This is a genomic window from Vulcanococcus sp. Clear-D1 (assembly GCF_014654725.1).
Lineage (GTDB): Bacteria > Cyanobacteriota > Cyanobacteriia > PCC-6307 > Cyanobiaceae > Vulcanococcus.
In genome coordinates this window covers 1-17,260 of sequence record NZ_JACVZV010000026.1, presented here as the reverse complement: position 1 = coordinate 17,260, position 17,260 = coordinate 1, and the positions used below count along the sequence as shown (strand labels likewise).

Below are 17,260 nucleotides of genomic sequence, written 5' to 3'. Positions count from 1 at the left end.
ATGCTGCGGCCCGCCCTGCGCGACAACCTGCGCCTGGCCCTCACGGTGGCCCTGGTGAATGGCTTCGCCACCCTCACCGGCCTTGCCTTTGCGATGTACGCCTCGCTGGCGGTGCTGAGCGTGAGCGTGGGCAACTACGGCAACACGCTGGAACTGGGGCGCCAACGGCTGATCGGCACCACCATTGGCGCCATCGTGGTGTTCTTCGGCTACCGGGCCTGGGGCCATCTGCCGGTGCTGATCGCCCTGCCTCTAGCGATGCTGCTCGCCCGCCTGATCGCCGGCAGCCTGCGGCTCACGGTGGGCTACTCGGTGTGTTGCTTTGTCGTGATCATGGGCTGGCTGTTGCATGAGCAACAGCTCGACAGCTGGATCCCCCTGCGTCTGTTCTGGACGGCGTTCGGGATCGTCATGGCGCTGCTCAGCTTGCGGCTGTTCTGGCCAGCGCGGGCCCGCCTGCAACAACGCCAGGGCTTGCTGCAGTTGCTGGTGGATCTGGGCCACACCCTCAGCGACTACCTGCAGTCGCCGCCCGATGCGAAACGCCGCAACGCCCTCACTCAACGGCTACGGGCGATGCGCAACAGCCTGATCAGCCTGCGCGAGCAGCGAGTGAACGCCCTGCGGGAGCTCGGTCCCCTGGCGAGCCGACATCCTGTCGCCCAGCTCTGGGATCTGATGGATCACGCCTGCGAGATGTTGATTCTCGATCTCGATGAATTGCGTCGTCTACCCGATCCCCAATGGCAGGCCTGGGGACTGCAGCGCCAACACGAGGCTGCGCTGCAGTTCACCGCAGCAGTGGCGGATCGACTACTCAACTGGCAGGGCAACTTGAGCCGCTCCTTGGAGCTGCAGCCGCCACCGCCAACGCCGCGGCCTGCGCTTCCGATCGAAGACCTCAGCGACGAGCCAGCCAAGGCCGCCTTTCAACGCCTCACCCCCAGCGAGCTGCAACAGGTAGCGGGCCGGCTGATGGTCCTCAACCGCATCGACCACATCATGGAGAGCACCGAACGGCGCTGGCGGGCCTTGCTGCGCTAGGCCTCAGGCCCCAGGCCGCGACGACCACCAACGCTCGATCCGGTAGAGCAGCACCACCACCAGCACCACCAACCAGAACCACAGCTCCGGCGGGTTGGCATTGAACAGGATCAACAGAAGCACCACCTCGCTCACCAGCCAGGGCAGCTCCTGACGTAGCAGCGCATTGCGAATAGGCGGGATGCGAGGCGTCATTGGAGGGTGTTCGGCTGGCGCAGGAAGGGCAGGTTCCAGCGCAGGTCGATCCAGGGGGTGCGGTAACCGCCGGTGAGCGAGCGCAGACCAGGAATCACATAGGTGATCGGTGAGCGCCACTCCACATAGGCGTGGGTGGAAATGGTGAGACCTTCGCGGATCGGAAACACGCCACTGCCGCCGGAGAGGGTCCAGCGATAACCATCCACACTGCGCGGGTCGTGCTCCAGCTCAATCTCGCTCCGCATCACCGGGCCGTTCTTGGTGAGCTCCTGAGCAAGCTGGGGGTTACCGATGGTGGTGGAGATGTCGTCTTCGGTGGCCGGCAAGGTGAGCACATGGGTCACCTTGCCCACGATCCCGCCAAAACGACCCCGTTGCTTCCACAGCGGCACCACTTCCACCGGAATGCCCAGGGGCAGCCTGCGTGCATCGGCCGGCTGGAAGTAAGCCACAGCTTTGAGGGGCCGATCCTTCGCATTGGGCTGCTCAGGGCGGCCAATCGTGCCCAGGCGCTGGCCCGTGCTCACGGTTTGACCAGGGATCACCTGCAGGTCGAGCACCGTGCCATCGCGCTCGGCATGCACTTTGCCGTCATAGGAAATCTTGGCTTCGGTGACCCCGATCTCGCGCTTGAGATCATCGATCTGAAAACGGCGCTGCAGGGCTTGTGTCTCGATGTTGAGCTTCACCTGCTGGTAGCTGGTCACCACATTGCGCTCGTTGATCTTCACGTCATCGAGGTTCACGCTGGTGCTGGTGAGGCCCTGCTCCGCCGACACCACCTCCGTGGAGAGGGGCGCCACGACCTCGCGCTTGGCCAACCAGTCGAGGTTGCGCAGCTTGCTGGAATACGTCGACTGCAACTCGCCATACCGGCGGCGGTCGTCGGCATATTTGGCGAGCGACGTATCCAGGGCTCGCTTCTCGGTGAGCAGCCGCTGGGCGTCGCGGTAGTCGAGCTTCTCGTTATGGTGCTCCAGCTGGCGCAGGTTGCCGCGTTGCTGCTCCAGCTGACGCTCGAGCACCGGCAGGTAGAGCTGCATCAGCACTTGGCCGCGCTTCACCCGCTGGCCCACCTTCACGTACACCTCCCGCACCTGACCACCGGAGCGGGCGTTGAGGATGCCGGCGTTGTCGGGATAAATCAGAACACCCGTTCCCTGCACTTCGGTGGGTACCGGCCAGAACAAGGCCCACAGCACCACCGTGCCCGTGACACCTGCCAGGCACACCCCCACCTGGTTGTGATCACTCAGCCCATGCCAGCGCTCGCGTAGCTGCGCTGCATGCCTCCGGTACCAAGGCGCATCAGCGGTAGGGGTGGCCTGGGTCATGGGCGCCAGCTTGCAGGAATCTGGTGCAGCTGTCAGCCCCCCGCGGGCCACACCCCCAGCTGTTGCAGCTGCCGCTGCGCTGCGGCCGCAGGCCCTGCGGGCGCCGCGATTCGCATCGCCAACCAAGGGGCCAGCACAGGCACCTGGCTGAAGGCAGCGCTGAAGCCGCTGAACACCCACAACCCAGGCGCCTCAGCCACCGGACCCACCAGCGGCGCACCGCTGCTGCAGAAGGCCACGGCCGCCTGGCGCACCACCGCTCCTTCCATCGGCCACTGGGGCCTGGCAGCCAGGGCCTGGCGCAGTTGGGCCTCACACAACGACTCACTTGGCGCGGCGGTGCTCATCCCCCCTGGGGCCATCCAGGTGTGCTGGCCCACCAAAGCGCCAGCCCCCCAAGGCACCAACCCTGGATCCACCACCCAGGCTGGCTGCTGCAAGGCAGCCGCATGGCACTCGAGGCCGACGCGCGCAAACCCCTGCGGCAGCCAGGCGGCTGCCGGCCCTAAAACCTCAGGCCACTGAGCCAGATGCAGCACCGAAGCCCAACTGCGCCGCAGCCTCTCCAGCAAACCAGGCCACAAGGCACGGCCATGGGCTCCCGCCGCAAGCACCACCTGCGCCGCGATGCAACAGCTGCCATCGCTGAGCTGCAACTGCCAACCACCATCGAGAGCTTCAAGGGCTAGAACGCGTAGCGATTGAACCGCCACACCCGCAGCCGCCAACACCAGCGGCATCCGGGCCCCGAACAGCGCCGTATCCACTTGGGCGAAGGGCAGCAATCCCAGCCGGGCTGCCCCTGCCAAGGCCAGGTTGCCCCCCTGCAAGCGCAGGCTGCGCCGCTGCCAACCCAGGGGGCCGTGGCAGCGCTCCAGCTCACGCCAACGCTGCGATGCCGTTGCCGCCAGCCGCGCCAGCGGTGTTGGCGCCAGCGGCCAACCCGGCAAAGCGCCGTAGCTGATCGCCGTCGCCGAGGAGCTGCCATCGGCCGGCGCCGCATCCAAGAGGCGCACCGCAGCGCCCTGATCACGCAGGGCCAGCGCCAACAGCGCACCTGCCACGCCCCCGCCGATGATCACCACACCGGCGGGGGCACCTGGCATCAGATCCGCAGGGTGAAGGAGCTGATCACCTGATGGAACAGACCTTCCACCTTCGGCCAGCGCACCTCATTGGTGCTGGCGGCAAAGGTGTAGAGCCGGCCGCGATCCACCACCACCGTGGCCAGCTCGTGGCGGTCGCGATCGTTGAGGTGCACCGTGTATTCCAGGTCGTAGAAGGTGCGGCCGCCGTCTTCGCGCTCGGAGGCCTCCACCAGTTCGGCCTCACGGCCGCTGCCCTCCGGTGCGATCACCACCCGGCGCAGCTTCTCGCCCACGGCCACGGCACTGCCCAGGTTGTCCAGGCTGTTGGTGCTGTTCACATCTGACACCACCAGGCTCAACGTTTCATCGGCATTGATCAGGTCGTGGAACACCACCTGAGGGCCGTCGCTCACCTGCACCCGCGTCCAACCGGTGGGATAGAGAAAGGCGTAACGCCCGTCTGGGCTTTGGTAGGAATTGAGCCCCGCAGCCGCCGCACTGCAGGCACTGAGCACCACCGCCAGCAGCAGCGCCACCAGGGCCGAAAGCGGTGCCCGGCGGCGGATCGAACGGACGTTCGGTTGCGACATGCGGCTGGGCAGGAGCGTGCGGCCGCCATTCTGGCCCGCCGCCCCGGCCGGCCCACCTAGATTCCCGCCAGCTGTTGGCAGCGCCCTGAGCGGCTTCACCCGCCCCCTGGCCCGACTGATCGATCAGTTCGAGCGGCTGCCCGGCATCGGGCCGCGCACGGCGCAGCGACTGGCCCTGCATCTGCTGCGCCAGCCGAGCGAACAGATCCAGGCCTTTGCCGATGCCCTGCTGGCCGCCAAAAGCCAGGTGGGCCAATGCAAGCGCTGCTACCACCTCTCGGCCGATCCGCTTTGCGAGATCTGCCGCAATGAGGAGCGCAACACCGGCGTGCTCTGCGTGGTGGCCGACTCCCGCGATCTGCTGGCCCTGGAGCGAACCCGCGAATTCAAAGGCGGCTATCACGTGCTCGGTGGCCTGATCTCACCGATGGATGGCGTGGGGCCTGAGCTGCTCCAGATCCAGCCGCTGGTGGAGCGGGTCGACCGCGACGGCATCAGCGAAGTGATCCTGGCCCTCACCCCTTCGGTGGAAGGCGACACCACCAGCCTCTACTTGGCACGGCTGCTCAAACCCTTCACCCAAGTGAGCCGCATCGCCTACGGCCTGCCGGTGGGCAGCGAACTCGAATACGCCGATGAGGTGACGCTGGCGCGGGCCCTGGAAGGGCGGCGGCGGATGGAGTAGCGCGCCATGAGCTCACCCCAGCGCAGCGCAAGCCGCTACAGCACCATCACCCCCAGCGAGCGCCTGCCCGAGTGGCTGCGTTCCCCCATCGGCAACGCCAGCGAGCTTGAAGCTGTGCAGGCGGTGGTGAAGCAACAGCGGTTGCACACCATCTGCGAAGAAGGCCGTTGCCCCAACCGCGGGGAGTGCTATGCCTCCGGCACCGCCACCTTCCTGCTGGGGGGGCCGATCTGCACCCGCAGCTGCGCCTTCTGCCAGGTGGAGAAAGGCCAGGCCCCCAGCCCCTTCGATGCGGGTGAAGCCGAGCGGGTAGCGGAGGCCGTTGAGACCATGGGGCTGCGCTATGTGGTGCTCACCGCCGTCGCCCGCGACGACCTGGCCGACCACGGTGCCTGCCTGTTCACCAACACCATGGCGGCGATCCGCCGCCGCAACCCTCTGATCGCCATCGAGGTGCTCACGCCCGACTTCTGGGGTGGCTATCGCGAGGAGGCCGAGGCGATCGCCGCCCAACGCCAACGCCTGGCCGCCGTTCTGGACGCCGCGCCGGTGTGCTTCAACCACAACCTGGAAACCGTGGAACGCCTACAGGGCGAGGTGCGCCGCGGCGCCACCTACCGCCGCTCCCTGGCGCTGCTCGCCGCCGCCCGGGAGCTGGCACCCCAGATCCCCACCAAAAGCGGCCTGATGCTGGGGTTGGGCGAAACCCGCGAGGAAGTGGTGGCCGCGTTGCGCGATCTGCGCGCCGTCGACTGCCAACGCCTCACCCTCGGCCAATACCTGCGGCCCTCCCTGGCCCACATCCCGGTGGATCGCTACTGGACGCCCGAGGAATTCGCCGAGCTCGGCGCCATCGCCTGGGAGCTGGGTTTCGCCGATGTGCGCTCAGGGCCACTGGTGCGCAGCAGTTATCACGCTGACAAATTCATGCAGCCGACCTAATCTCAACGAAGAGACATCACACAGCGAGCTTGGAACACTCCAGCAACAGCATCAGCGATCTGAGCAAGAAAAACCAGCGTACAGTGAATCGCCTATGGGAACAGAAGCCCGTTTCAGTCGACAAAATCACAGGACTCTTCAACACAATCGAGAACGAGTTCTACAGAAACAATCCAGACTTCGAGCCCGGCAACGGCTGGAGCAAGCCAACCACTCAACTCAACTACGCGCCGCTTCCCGGGAAACTCAAGCCCTACCCGAACGGGAAAGCACTGCTCCGCGAGAGCACTGACACGCATGACATCTATGTCGACAAGGGCACGCGCCTTAACGGCACACGCGCGGGGATTCACGTCCACGAAAGCGGTGGCATCACATTCGTCATGCGTGGGAAAGGCGGCATCACCGACTTCGTTGAGGGCTCCACAAACACATTCAACCCTGTTGGCCATTATTACTACATGCCAGCCAACACGATGATGTCGGCGTCCAATTTCAGCGGCGGCAATGTCAAGTTAATGGACATCTTTATCACTCCATTGGGCCAGCCTCCGATCACGGTTCTTGAACCTGGCTACCCCGGCTACTGAGCCGCCTGCGAATCATCCAGCCGATCGCCACAGCGACGCCAGCTGCGCGCGAGGCCCTCGTCGCAATCGCCGCGCATCAACAAGCCGGCGCCGCCCCACACCAGGCGCAGCGGCAGATCGGCAGCCGCTGCGCCCACCTCACGAATGGCGGTGAAGCCAAGCCGCCGGAAATAACGCACCAGGCGGCGGTGCTGCAGGTCGTTATCGCGGATGGCGAGCAGGCGGGCACTGCGGCAGGGGGTGGTCTCGAGCGCCCAGGCGAAGGTGGCCGCCCAGATCAGGGCACCCACCCCCTGCGTGTGCGGCCCCTGCACCCGCATCGTGTCGAGCTGCAGTCCATCCCGCAGCGGCAGGGCCCAACCCTTGAGTTCCCCGAGCAGCAGTGGCGCCTGACCCGGCCGTTGCCGTGCCACCACCACCCGCACCGTGGTGATCGCCAGGATCTGCCGCACCTGCAGACGCAACAACAACCCCTGCGCGGCGGCTGCCTGCTCGATCTCAGGGAGTGTGGGCCGGGTCATGGATCAAAGGGCTGGGCGAGCAAGACGGTCTCCAGCGGCAGCGCCCCATAGAGATGGGGGAACAACTCGCCGCTCACAGGCGCCGGCTCGTGCCTCACCTCCAAGCCCGCGGCGGCGAGGCGTTGGGGATCCACGCTGAGCAGCACCACCTCCCCAGCGGGAAGGTCGGCATAAAAGCGCTGCGCTGTGGCCTCCACTTGGTGGGCCGCACTGAGGTGGATGAAGCCCACCTCCTCCAGGCTGCGCCCACGGGTGGAGCGGCGGTAGCTGCCAGACCGGCGAGCCTCGGCCCACTCCCCCCGCAGGGCCAGGTGATACAGCCAACCTGGCGAACGCCAGGCGCTGCGCTCAGCCCAGGGGTGACCCATCACGGCCGTGAGTTCGCCAGAAACGAGAAAGCGAGCCAACCAGCGCTGAAGGGGCTCCAGTCCTGGTTCGGCAGCAAAGCCGTCGGGATCCGCTAGCCGGAACTGACGCACAAACGGCAACAGCGCCCAGTCCGCCAGGCAGGGGCGATCGCCAAGCAACCAACCGGCACCCAAACGGCTGCTCCAGCGCTGCAAGATCGTGACGACCGCGTGACGATGGGGTTCAGACGTCTCCCCTGGGTAGCGATCCGGGTATTTGAAGCGATCGAGATGGTGCTTGAAGGGCCCATCGTTCTCGGCGATCAGAGCGTCCATCACCTCCCGATCCGCGGCGCTCCAACCAGCCAGCCAGCCCTGGGGATCGGCCTGGGCTAGCGCCCAGCGCATGATCGCCAGGCTCTCCTCCAGCACAGCCCCATCGGGCAGCACCAACACAGGCACAGTGCCCTTCGGCGAACACTGCAACAGCTCCGGCGGCTTGGCCTTCAGCGCTACTTCCCGCAGCGCAACATCACGGTCAGGCTGCAAACCCGCCGCCGCCAACGCCAGCCTGGCCCGCATCGCATAGGGGCAACGGCGAAAGCTGTAGAGAACCGGCAACATTGCAGGGCTCCACACGCTCAAGCCGGCCGGCCGATGTGCTGCTCGCCGCGCTCACGAGCCAGCCGCATCTGGCGCTGACGCTCAGCAAAACGGGCCCGGTCGGCATCACTGAAGCGCTCGATGCAATGCACGCAGCTCACGCCCTCGCGGTAGGAGGGAAGTTCACGATCCGTGGGCGAGAGCGGCAAGCCGCAGGCATGGCAGAGGCTGTAGCTGCCCGGCTCGAGCTGATGGTTCACGCTCACCCGCTGATCGAACACAAAACATTCGCCTTGCCAGCTCGTGCCCTGCTCGGGCATCTCCTCGAGGTAGCGCAGGATGCCGCCTTGCAGGTGATGCACGTTTTCAAAGCCCTGCTGCAGCAGATAGGCCGTGCTCTTCTCGCAGCGGATGCCACCGGTGCAGAACATGGCGATCGCTTTGGGTTGGCGCTGCTCCACCAGCGGCCGCAGCTCGCGCTCCACCCAGGCTGGGAACTCCCGGAAGCTCTCGGTGCCGGGATCGATCGCCCCTTCAAACGTGCCCACCGCCACCTCGTAGGCATTGCGCGTATCCACCACCAGGGTGGAGGGATCACGGATCAGGGCATCCCACTGCTGCGGCGGCACATAGGTGCCCACCTGCTCGGCGGGCTTCACGGTGGGGCAGCCCATGGTCACGATCTCGCGTTTGATCCGCACCTTGAGCCGATGAAAAGCCTGCTCGGGGGCCGCGCTCAACTTCGCCTCCAGCTGCGCCAAACCCGGCAGCTGCCGAAGCCGCGCCAACACGGCCTGCACGCCAGGCTCAGGGCCGCTGATCGTGCCGTTCACCCCCTCTTCCGCCAGCAGGATCGTGCCGCGCACGCCGCCGGCCTCGGCCAGAGCGCGCAGCTCCGCCTGCAACGCCTGCAGCTCCGCCATGGCCGTGAAGCCATAGAAGGCCGCTACCTGCACGCTCACGCGGGCACGGCCTCCTGCCAGGGGGTCACGCCGGCGGCCGCGAGCAGCTCCTGGTCGGCGGCCACATCTGGATTCCCCGTCGTGAGCAGGGTGTCGCCATAGAAGATTGAATCGGCGCCGGCCAACAGGGCGAGCACCTGGGCTTCCTGGCTCATCGTTTCGCGCCCGGCGCTGAGGCGCACCCGGCTGTGGGGCATCAGGATCCGCGCCACGGCCACCATCCGCACCAGCTCCAGCGGATCCACCTCCGGCTGATCCTCAAGCGGCGTGCCCTCCACGGCCACCAGCGCATTGATCGGCACGCTCTCGGGATGGGGATTCATCGCGGCAAGCACCTGCAGCAGTGAGGCCCGATCGGTGAGGGTTTCACCCATGCCGATGATGCCGCCGCAGCACATCGAGATTCCGGCCTTGCGCACCCGCTGCAGTGTTTCCAGCCGTTCCTGGAAGGTGCGGGTGGTGATGATCCGGTCGTAGTGCTCGGGGCTGGTGTCGAGGTTGTGGTTGTAGGAGGTGAGCCCGGCCTCCGCCAGCCGCTCGGCCTGGCTGTCGGTGAGCATGCCGGCGGTCACGCAGGCCTCCATCCCCAGCTCGCGCACGCCGCGCACCATGGCGAGCATCGCTTCAAAGGGGGCGCCGTCGCGAATATCGCGCCAGGCCCAGCCCATGCAGAAGCGATGGGCACCGGCCTGCTTCGCGGCGCGGGCTCGGGCGAGCACGGGTTCCACCTCCAGCTCCGGCCGTCCAGCCACGTCGCTGCTGTTGTGCATCGACTGGGGGCAGTAGGCGCAGTCTTCCTCGCAGCCACCGGTCTTCACGCTGAGCAAGGAGGCCAATTGCACCCGGTAGCCGGGGTTGGCCTGGCGGTGCACGGCCTGGGCGCGCCAGAGCAGATCCATCAAGGGCAACTCGAGCAGCGCCTGAATCTCAGCGGTGCTCCAGTCGTGGCGCAGCTCGAGGGCGGGGAGGGTCAAGGGGCTGGACGTCATCAGGAGGCGTGGGGCTCAACGCCGCCAAAACGGCGCTGACGGCTCTGGTAATCGAGCAGTGCCGCGGTGAGCGCGGCTTCGTTGAAATCGGGCCAGAGCACATCAGTGATGTGCAGCTCGGCATAGGCCAGTTGCCAGAGCAGGAAATTGCTGATGCGCTGTTCGCCGCTGGTGCGGATCAACAGGTCGGGATCCAGCTCACCGGCGGTGAACAACTGAGCGGCGAACTGCTGTTCATCGATCGCTGCAGGATCCAACTCCCCACGCGCCACCTGCTCAGCCAGCAGCCGCGCCGCACGCACCAGCTCACGGCGACCGCCGTAGTTCGTGCAGACATTGAAATGGATGCCCGTGTTGGCGGCGGTGCGACTGGTGGCATCGGCGATCAGCTGCTGCAAACCCGCCGGCAATTGCTCGAGATCACCCAGGAAGCGAATCCGCACCTGCTCTTCTTCCAGAGCCTGCAACTCGCGGGCGAGCACCCGCTCAAACAGGGTCATCAAGAAGCTCACCTCTTCACCGGGGCGGCTCCAGTTCTCGGTGGAGAAGGCGTAGGCCGTGAGGGCACCGATGCCCCAGTCGCTGCACAGACGCAGGGTGCGCTTCAACGCTTCAACACCCTCGCGATGCCCCATCACGCGGGGCAACTTGCGCTGATTGGCCCAGCGGCCATTGCCATCCATGATCACCGCCACATGGGCCGGCAATCGGGCAGGGTCCAGGCTGGCGGGCAGCAACGAACGGGAAGGTCGATTCCCCTGGACAGCGGTGGCGGTCGCCAGGGAGCGACTCATGGGCTGGATTCGGCCTTATCCATGGCTACGCTACGCCCAGCACCCTTGGCGACCTGCTTGCTGCTCTGGGCGAGGGATTCACCCAAGAGCTCCTGCAAACGGCTGCTGGTGAGCGGCCGCTCCAACCGGCCCTGGCGAGCCATCGAGAGGGTTCCCGTTTCCTCGGACACCACGATGCACAGACAACGATCGAAGCGCTCGGTGATCCCAAGCGCCGCCAAGTGGCGGGTGCCGTAGCGGTTCAGCCCCTGGCGTGAGAGCGGCAGGATCACGCCCGCCGAAAGAATCCGGTTGCCTTTCACCAGCACCGCACCGTCGTGCAGGGGCGTGTCAACGGCAAACAAATTGAGCAGGAGGTCGGCGGAGAGCTGAGCATCGAGGGCGATGCCGGGGTTGAGGAAATCCTCCGGGCGGAGGTCGCTGCCCAGGTCCACCACGATCAAACCACCGCGCCGGAGCTGCGAAAGGCGCCCTGCAGCTTCACTGAGCACGGCCGCCGATCCGGAGGCCAGCTTGTCGCCCCGCTGACTGCCAAACAGCACATCCAGCCGGCCGGTGCCAAGCAGTTCCATCAGCCGCCGCAGTTCCCCCTGCCAGAGGATGGCCAGGGCCAGGCTGCAGGCCATCACCAGTGCATCCACCAGCTTGCTGGTGAGCGGCAGGTTGGCGTAGCGCTGCACCACCCAGGCCAACGCCACCAAGGTGAGGTAACCGCGCAACAACCAGAGGGTGCGCGGTTCATTCACCCGCGCCAGGAGCACCATGCCCAGGGCGGTGGCAAGCAGGAGATCCAGCACAGCGCCCAGCTGGATTCCCGCTATCACCCCAAACACCCCCGGCACAGCTTCATCCTGAGGCTCAGGCTACCGGCCGCAGCCGCTCGGGCAGAACGTCGTAGCGCAGCAGATCGTCCGGCTGCTCCCGGCGTTGCACCACATCGGCCATGCCGTCATGCACCATCACCGCCGCTGGGCGGGGGATGCGGTTGTAGTTCGACGACATCGAGGCGTTGTAAGCGCCGGTGGCGAACACAGCGAGCACGTCGCCACTGGTGGCCGGGGGCAGCGCCAGATCCTTGAGCAGCACGTCACCAGATTCGCAGTGCTTACCAGCGAGAGTGACCGTTTCGGAGGCATCCGCTTCCGGCCGATCCGCCAGCACCGCGGTGTACTGGGATTGGTAAGTGATCGGGCGAGGGTTATCGCTCATGCCGCCATCCACAGAGAGATAGGTGCGGATGCCGGGGATGTCCTTGCGGCTGCCCACGCTGTAAAGGGTGACGCCCGAGGTGGCCACCAGGGAGCGACCGGGCTCACACAGCAAGCGAGGCAGATCCAGGCCGCGCTCCTGGCAGGCCGCTGCGACGGCTTCCGCCACGGTGCGCACCCAGGCATCAATCGACGGCGGGTCATCGCTCTCCACATAGCGGATCCCCAGGCCACCACCCACATTGAGATCGCTCACCGGATGCCCCATCCCACGGGCCAACTTGAGGGCATCCGCCATCACCGCAGCGAGATCGCGATGAGGTTGCAGCTCAAAAATCTGCGAGCCGATATGGGCATGCAAGCCGCTCACCTGGGCCCAGCTGCACTGCTTGAGGTGCTGGAGCACCCCCTCCAGCTGGTCGGGATCAAAGCCGAACTTGCTATCGAGGTGGCCGGTGCGGATGTATTCGTGCGTGTGGCACTCGATCCCCGGGGTGAAGCGGAGCATCAGCCGCACGGGATGGGCGGGCGCCAGACTGGCTAGCTGCTCGATATCGAGCCAGTTGTCGGCCACCACGGTCACCCCCAGCTCCACAGCCAGGCGCAGCTCCTCCAGGCTCTTGTTGTTGCCGTGGAACACGATGCGCTCCGGCGGCATCCCACCCTGCACAGCGGTGAGCAGCTCACCGGCGGACACGGCATCGAGGCCCAGGCCCTCCGAAGCCACCACAGCCGTGATCGCCAGGCTGCTGTTGGCCTTGGAGGCGTAGAGCGCCAGGGCTGAGCCGGGATAGTGAGAGGCCAGAGCCTTGCGATAGGCCTGAGCGGTGCCGCGCAGGGTGGCCTCATCGAGCACATACAACGGTGTGCCGTAGCGCCGGGCCAGGTCGCTCAGCACGCAGCCACCCACCACCAGGCGACCCTCTGGGTCGATCGCTGTGGTGAGAGGGGTGAGGTTGCGGTTAGGGCTTGCCCCATCGCGATTGGCTTCGTAGGGCCGCTGATCGACGGCCATCTCCGCTGCAGGAGCGGCTTCACGGGTACTGGTCATCGGGCGATCCTATGAAGAGCCGCGCCGGTGCCTGGTGTCAGCTGAGACAGAGCCTCAAACCCCCGAGCTTCCCCAGGCCCAGCTGCTGGGGCCAGACCAACTCGAGGCCTGCCTAGCGCTCGATCAAGCCAGCCTCGCTGGGCTATGGACGCAAGAGCAATGGCAGCAGGAGCTGAGCCAGAGCGATCGCCTGTGCATGGGGCTGTTGGTGGATCAGCACCTGATTGCAGTGGCCTGTGGCTGGCTGGTGGTGGATGAACTACAGATCAGCGCCGTGGCGGTCGCTCCCGATCAACGGCGCCAAGGTCATGGCCGGCACGTGCTGATCGCGCTGCTGCAAGAGGCGGGCCGGCGCGGCGCCGCGAGCGCCACCCTGGAAGTGAGCCCAGCCAACACCGCCGCCACCACCTTGTACGAGCGCTGCGGCTTCAGCACGCAGGGCATCCGTCGCGGTTACTACCGCAATGGCGACGATGCCCTGATCCAATGGGCGCGGTTACAGGACACGGAAGCGGTTCGGATTGCCGCCCATTCCTGATGCGAACAACCGAATAAATGTGGAGCTTGAGTTGTTGAAACAGGCCCCTCAGAACCCAGCCACCTCAGTGGTTTTGGCCGATTGGAGACGCACACCACACTCCCCAGGCCAACCCTGATAAGTTGGGAGTACACGCAACAGGCCCCGCCCATGTTCGAGCGGTTTACCGAGAAGGCCATCAAGGTGATCATGCTGGCCCAGGAGGAGGCCCGCCGCCTTGGTCACAACTTCGTGGGCACCGAGCAGATCCTGCTGGGCCTGATCGGGGAAGGCACAGGCGTGGCCGCCAAGGTGCTCAAGTCGATGGGCGTCAACCTCAAGGACGCTCGCGTCGAGGTGGAGAAGATCATCGGCCGCGGCTCCGGTTTCGTGGCCGTTGAGATCCCATTTACGCCAAGAGCCAAACGGGTCTTGGAGTTATCCCTGGAAGAAGCCAGGCAGCTCGGCCACAACTACATCGGTACCGAGCACCTCTTGCTGGGCCTGATCCGTGAAGGCGAAGGTGTAGCTGCACGGGTGCTCGAGAACCTCGGCGTCGACCTGGCCAAGGTGCGCACCCAGGTGATCCGCATGCTCGGCGAAACCGCCGAGGTGGCCAGCGGTGGCGGTGGAGGCAAAGGCTCCACCAAAACACCCACGCTCGATGAATTCGGCAGCAACCTCACCCAACAGGCCGCCGACGGCAAGCTCGACCCTGTGGTGGGTCGTCAGCACGAGATCGAACGGGTGATTCAGATCCTCGGCCGCCGCACCAAGAACAACCCGGTGCTCATCGGTGAGCCCGGCGTTGGCAAAACCGCCATCGCTGAAGGCCTAGCGCAGCGCATCAACTCGGGTGATATTCCCGACATCCTCGAAGACAAGCGGGTTCTCACGCTCGACATCGGCCTGCTCGTGGCCGGCACCAAGTACCGCGGTGAGTTCGAGGAGCGCCTCAAAAAGATCATGGAGGAGATCCGGGGTGCCGGAAACGTGATCCTCGTGATCGACGAGGTACACACCCTGATTGGTGCGGGTGCCGCTGAAGGCGCCATCGATGCAGCCAATATCCTCAAGCCGGCCCTGGCCCGGGGCGAACTGCAGTGCATCGGCGCCACCACGCTGGATGAATACCGCAAGCACATCGAGCGGGATGCCGCCCTGGAGCGTCGCTTCCAGCCGGTGCAGGTGGGTGAGCCGTCGGTTGACGACACCATCGAGATCCTGCGCGGCCTCAAGGAGCGCTACGAAGCGCACCACCGCCTCACCATTGCCGATGAGGCACTGGTGGCAGCCGCAACCCTGGGCGATCGCTACATCTCCGATCGCTTCCTGCCCGACAAGGCCATCGACCTGATCGATGAAGCCGGCAGCCGGGTGCGCCTGATGAACTCCAAGCTGCCGCCAGCAGCGAAGGAGATCGATAAGCAACTGCGTGCCATCCAGAAGGAGAAGGAGGACGCCGTTCGCGAGCAGGACTTCACCAAGGCCGGTGAACTGCGCGATAAGGAAGTGGAGCTGCGCGATCAGATCCGCTCCATCCTGCAGACCCGCAAGGAAGAGCCTGAGGCCAAAGCCGCCGAAGGCGGTTCGGGTGAAGAGGGCGTCAGCACTGTCACCACAGCCACGGCTGTTGCCGAACCGGCAACCGACGACCGCACCCCGATGGTGACGGAGGAAGACATCGCCCAGATCGTGGCCTCCTGGACCGGTGTGCCGGTGCAGAAGCTCACCGAAAGCGAGTCGGCCAAGCTGCTGAACATGGAGGAAACCCTCCACCAGCGCTTGATCGGTCAGGACGAAGCCGTGAAGGCTGTGTCACGCGCCATCCGCCGCGCACGGGTGGGCCTGAAGAACCCCAACCGCCCGATTGCCAGCTTCATCTTCTCCGGCCCCACCGGCGTGGGCAAAACCGAGCTCACCAAGTCGCTCGCGGCCTACTTCTTCGGCAGCGAAGAGGCGATGATCCGCCTCGACATGTCGGAGTTCATGGAGCGCCACACCGTCAGCAAGCTGATCGGTTCGCCTCCGGGCTATGTGGGCTTCAACGAAGGCGGTCAGCTCACTGAGGCTGTTCGCCGCCGGCCCTACACCGTGGTGCTGTTCGACGAAATCGAGAAGGCCCACCCTGATGTGTTCAACCTGCTGCTGCAACTCCTGGAAGACGGTCGCCTGACCGATTCCAAGGGCCGCACGGTGGATTTCAAGAACACCCTGATCATCATGACGTCGAACATCGGTTCGAAGGTGATCGAAAAGGGTGGCGGCGGCCTCGGCTTCGAGTTCTCCGGCGCCGATGCGGAAGAAACCAACTACAACCGCATCCGCTCCCTGGTGAACGAAGAGCTGAAGCAATACTTCCGCCCTGAGTTCCTCAACCGTCTCGACGAGATCATCGTCTTCCGTCAGCTCAGCCGCGACGAAGTCAAGGAGATCGCCGAGATCATGCTCAAGGAAGTGTTCAGCCGCATGAGCGAGAAGGGCATCCACCTCTCCGTCACCGACGCTTTCAAAGAACGCCTGGTGGAAGAGGGCTACAACCCCAGCTACGGCGCACGCCCACTGCGTCGCGCTGTGATGCGCCTGCTCGAAGACTCCCTGGCCGAAGAATTCCTCTCCGGCCGCATTGGCGAAGGCGACAGCGCTGTCGTCGACGTGGACGACAACAAGCAAGTGGTCATCCGTAAGCAAGGTGAAGCCGCAATCCCGGCGCTTGCCGGTGCTGGCGTCTAACCCGGACACACTCCCTTTCAGAACTGACAATCACACTGTCACAGCTCAAAAGCCCGGGTCTACGCCCGGGCTTTTTCGTGTCCAAACAAAGGCCACCAGAAAGAAATCACAGAAGCCACTACGAAGATCTGCGGACCAGGCAGCCTCAACCAGACACCGCAGTTCATGAAGAGCGAATATTGCAGGGGCGCCAACAAAAGGATCAAAAGAATGAGCAGACGCCAAAGATGAGCGGGCGAGGAGTAATCTAACAACACCTCAAAACCAACGATCGATGCAATCAGGAGAAGGTGGAGACCCAAGCAGCAGGGCTGTCGCGAACTACACCAAGAAAGAGCAGCTCAAAGAAGTTGCCGTTTTCATGGCCCTAGTCCTCATTGAATACTCCAATTCCGAAAACCTGAAGGCAGCCGTCCATGAAAACACGAGCCTCAAGGCATCGCAATCTTTCATTGCCGAAGCCGTCCGCCTCACAAGCCTAGATCTGCACCCAATCCTGCTTGTGGCTACAGCCATCTGGATCGCTCTGACAATCACCGCGATTGCAAGACACCGCATCATCCCGCGGTGGATGCTGGACGCGATGGGGATATGGGCTGCTGGCAGGATGAGCCTGGACTTCATCCTCATCAATGGACTGATCTTCCACCCAGGGCTCATACAGCCAAGCGTATTACTGAGTCAGATTCTCATTTATCTCCCCTTTTTTGCCATCACATGGGGCTGGATCTTTTACCGCCTCGACCGGGTTCACACAGGCAAGTCAGCCAGCATCATCACGATGAGCCATGTTGGCCCAACAAGGACCGCACAAACCTACGACTACTACCACGCAACATTCAACGCCATCATCAACAAAGGAGGAGCAAAGATCACAGGCATGAATCGAACAGGACTCATCGCAACCCTCATCTTCGATACCATGCTGCTGTGTCTATACGCGTTGATGATTACTCGACTCTTTCAGCTGATCAAGCCACCGATCTGATTCTGTGGCTCCGCCACGGCTACCTCCCCCAGCACGAGCCAACAAAAAAGCCACCCTCTCGGGTGGCTTCTCTGTC

At 64.8% G+C, this 17,260-nt stretch carries 18 protein-coding genes; 7 read left to right on the top strand and 11 right to left on the bottom strand.

The genetic code is table 11. From position 1 onward, the window contains the following. A complete protein-coding gene (locus H9532_RS11010; protein WP_296368380.1) occupies positions 1-1,044 on the top strand; it encodes an FUSC family protein in 1,044 nt (347 codons plus the stop codon). 3 nt (positions 1,045-1,047) lie between these two features. On the opposite strand, the gene H9532_RS11005 is transcribed toward H9532_RS11010, so the two are convergent. Genes H9532_RS11005 through psbP form a run of 4 tightly spaced genes read right to left on the bottom strand, consistent with a single transcriptional unit; the run spans position 1,048 to position 4,254 of the window. Next, positions 1,048-1,239, bottom strand: coding sequence for a hypothetical protein (locus H9532_RS11005; RefSeq protein ID WP_010303479.1), 192 nt, complete (start codon positions 1,237-1,239; stop codon positions 1,048-1,050). Next, a complete protein-coding gene (locus H9532_RS11000; protein WP_296368377.1) occupies positions 1,236-2,576 on the bottom strand; it encodes an NHLP bacteriocin system secretion protein in 1,341 nt (446 codons plus the stop codon). Before H9532_RS11000 ends, H9532_RS11005 begins: the two co-directional genes overlap by 4 nt. A 32-nt stretch (positions 2,577-2,608) precedes the next feature. Continuing rightward, entirely contained in the window at positions 2,609-3,682 is a 1,074-nt protein-coding gene (locus H9532_RS10995) for an FAD-dependent oxidoreductase (RefSeq protein WP_296368375.1), read from the bottom strand. Then, positions 3,682-4,254, bottom strand: a complete 573-nt coding sequence (gene psbP / locus H9532_RS10990; RefSeq protein ID WP_296368373.1) for a photosystem II reaction center PsbP — start codon at positions 4,252-4,254, stop codon at positions 3,682-3,684. Before psbP ends, H9532_RS10995 begins: the two co-directional genes overlap by 1 nt. Positions 4,255-4,360: 106 nt before the next feature. Here psbP and recR point away from each other — a divergent pair, with 106 nt between their 5' ends. Genes recR through H9532_RS10975 form a run of 3 tightly spaced genes read left to right on the top strand, consistent with a single transcriptional unit; the run spans position 4,361 to position 6,471 of the window. Further along, positions 4,361-4,939: a recombination mediator RecR gene (gene recR / locus H9532_RS10985; protein WP_296368396.1), complete on the top strand. Its 579-nt coding sequence runs from the start codon at positions 4,361-4,363 to the stop codon at positions 4,937-4,939. Positions 4,940-4,945: 6 nt separating this feature from the next. Next, positions 4,946-5,881: a lipoyl synthase gene (gene lipA / locus H9532_RS10980; protein WP_296368371.1), complete on the top strand. Its 936-nt coding sequence runs from the start codon at positions 4,946-4,948 to the stop codon at positions 5,879-5,881. A gap of 29 nt (positions 5,882-5,910) precedes the next feature. After that, the gene (locus tag H9532_RS10975; protein ID WP_296368369.1) at positions 5,911-6,471 is read left to right on the top strand and encodes a hypothetical protein; all 561 of its coding nucleotides are present in this window, start codon (positions 5,911-5,913) and stop codon (positions 6,469-6,471) included. Here the strand turns inward: H9532_RS10975 and H9532_RS10970 are convergent. From H9532_RS10970 to lysA, 7 genes are read right to left on the bottom strand one after another with little or no spacing between them, the layout of a single operon-like run. Then, the gene (locus tag H9532_RS10970; RefSeq protein ID WP_296368367.1) at positions 6,465-6,992 is read right to left on the bottom strand and encodes a hypothetical protein; all 528 of its coding nucleotides are present in this window, start codon (positions 6,990-6,992) and stop codon (positions 6,465-6,467) included. The genes H9532_RS10975 and H9532_RS10970 overlap by 7 nt on opposite strands. Next, on the bottom strand, positions 6,989-7,963 hold the full coding sequence (locus H9532_RS10965; protein ID WP_296368365.1) for a DUF952 domain-containing protein: 975 nt from the start codon (positions 7,961-7,963) through the stop codon (positions 6,989-6,991). Before H9532_RS10965 ends, H9532_RS10970 begins: the two co-directional genes overlap by 4 nt. A gap of 17 nt (positions 7,964-7,980) precedes the next feature. Further along, a complete protein-coding gene (locus H9532_RS10960; RefSeq protein ID WP_296368362.1) occupies positions 7,981-8,904 on the bottom strand; it encodes a rhodanese-related sulfurtransferase in 924 nt (307 codons plus the stop codon). Then, positions 8,901-9,893 (bottom strand): biotin synthase BioB, encoded by a 993-nt coding sequence (gene bioB / locus H9532_RS10955; RefSeq protein ID WP_296368360.1) that lies wholly within the window; start codon positions 9,891-9,893, stop codon positions 8,901-8,903. Before bioB ends, H9532_RS10960 begins: the two co-directional genes overlap by 4 nt. Continuing rightward, entirely contained in the window at positions 9,893-10,687 is a 795-nt protein-coding gene (locus H9532_RS10950; protein WP_296368358.1) for an isoprenyl transferase, read from the bottom strand. Before H9532_RS10950 ends, bioB begins: the two co-directional genes overlap by 1 nt. Next, on the bottom strand, positions 10,684-11,520 hold the full coding sequence (gene cdaA, locus H9532_RS10945; RefSeq protein WP_296368356.1) for a diadenylate cyclase CdaA: 837 nt from the start codon (positions 11,518-11,520) through the stop codon (positions 10,684-10,686). The genes H9532_RS10950 and cdaA overlap by 4 nt, the downstream gene beginning before the upstream one ends. 25 nt (positions 11,521-11,545) lie before the next feature. Continuing rightward, positions 11,546-12,946 carry a diaminopimelate decarboxylase gene (gene lysA / locus H9532_RS10940; RefSeq protein ID WP_296368355.1) on the bottom strand — a complete coding sequence of 467 codons (1,401 nt, stop codon included), beginning with the start codon at positions 12,944-12,946 and terminating at the stop codon, positions 11,546-11,548. A 34-nt stretch (positions 12,947-12,980) separates the two neighbouring features. Here lysA and rimI point away from each other — a divergent pair, with 34 nt between their 5' ends. The 3 genes from rimI (at position 12,981) to H9532_RS10925 (ending at position 17,184) form a co-directional block, all read left to right on the top strand. Further along, a complete protein-coding gene (gene rimI, locus H9532_RS10935; RefSeq protein WP_296368353.1) occupies positions 12,981-13,484 on the top strand; it encodes a ribosomal protein S18-alanine N-acetyltransferase in 504 nt (167 codons plus the stop codon). Between the two features lie 150 nt (positions 13,485-13,634). Continuing rightward, positions 13,635-16,196, top strand: coding sequence for an ATP-dependent Clp protease ATP-binding subunit (locus H9532_RS10930; RefSeq protein WP_296368351.1), 2,562 nt, complete (start codon positions 13,635-13,637; stop codon positions 16,194-16,196). Positions 16,197-16,470: 274 nt separating this feature from the next. Further along, on the top strand, positions 16,471-17,184 hold the full coding sequence (locus H9532_RS10925; protein WP_296368349.1) for a hypothetical protein: 714 nt from the start codon (positions 16,471-16,473) through the stop codon (positions 17,182-17,184). Positions 17,185-17,260 lie beyond the last annotated feature (76 nt).

What these genes read in the sequence shown, in the direction of transcription:
- H9532_RS11010 (WP_296368380.1), top strand. Translation starts at nt 1, where the DNA reads ATGCTGCGGCCCGCCCTGCGCGACAACCTGCGCCTGGCCCTCACGGTG.
- H9532_RS11005 (WP_010303479.1), bottom strand. Translation starts at nt 1,239, where the DNA reads ATGACGCCTCGCATCCCGCCTATTCGCAATGCGCTGCTACGTCAGGAG.
- H9532_RS11000 (WP_296368377.1), bottom strand. Translation starts at nt 2,576, where the DNA reads ATGACCCAGGCCACCCCTACCGCTGATGCGCCTTGGTACCGGAGGCAT.
- H9532_RS10995 (WP_296368375.1), bottom strand. Translation starts at nt 3,682, where the DNA reads ATGCCAGGTGCCCCCGCCGGTGTGGTGATCATCGGCGGGGGCGTGGCA.
- psbP (WP_296368373.1), bottom strand. Translation starts at nt 4,254, where the DNA reads ATGTCGCAACCGAACGTCCGTTCGATCCGCCGCCGGGCACCGCTTTCG.
- lipA (WP_296368371.1), top strand. Translation starts at nt 4,946, where the DNA reads ATGAGCTCACCCCAGCGCAGCGCAAGCCGCTACAGCACCATCACCCCC.
- H9532_RS10970 (WP_296368367.1), bottom strand. Translation starts at nt 6,992, where the DNA reads ATGACCCGGCCCACACTCCCTGAGATCGAGCAGGCAGCCGCCGCGCAG.
- H9532_RS10965 (WP_296368365.1), bottom strand. Translation starts at nt 7,963, where the DNA reads ATGTTGCCGGTTCTCTACAGCTTTCGCCGTTGCCCCTATGCGATGCGG.
- bioB (WP_296368360.1), bottom strand. Translation starts at nt 9,893, where the DNA reads ATGACGTCCAGCCCCTTGACCCTCCCCGCCCTCGAGCTGCGCCACGAC.
- H9532_RS10950 (WP_296368358.1), bottom strand. Translation starts at nt 10,687, where the DNA reads ATGAGTCGCTCCCTGGCGACCGCCACCGCTGTCCAGGGGAATCGACCT.
- lysA (WP_296368355.1), bottom strand. Translation starts at nt 12,946, where the DNA reads ATGACCAGTACCCGTGAAGCCGCTCCTGCAGCGGAGATGGCCGTCGAT.
- H9532_RS10930 (WP_296368351.1), top strand. Translation starts at nt 13,635, where the DNA reads ATGTTCGAGCGGTTTACCGAGAAGGCCATCAAGGTGATCATGCTGGCC.
- H9532_RS10925 (WP_296368349.1), top strand. Translation starts at nt 16,471, where the DNA reads ATGCAATCAGGAGAAGGTGGAGACCCAAGCAGCAGGGCTGTCGCGAAC.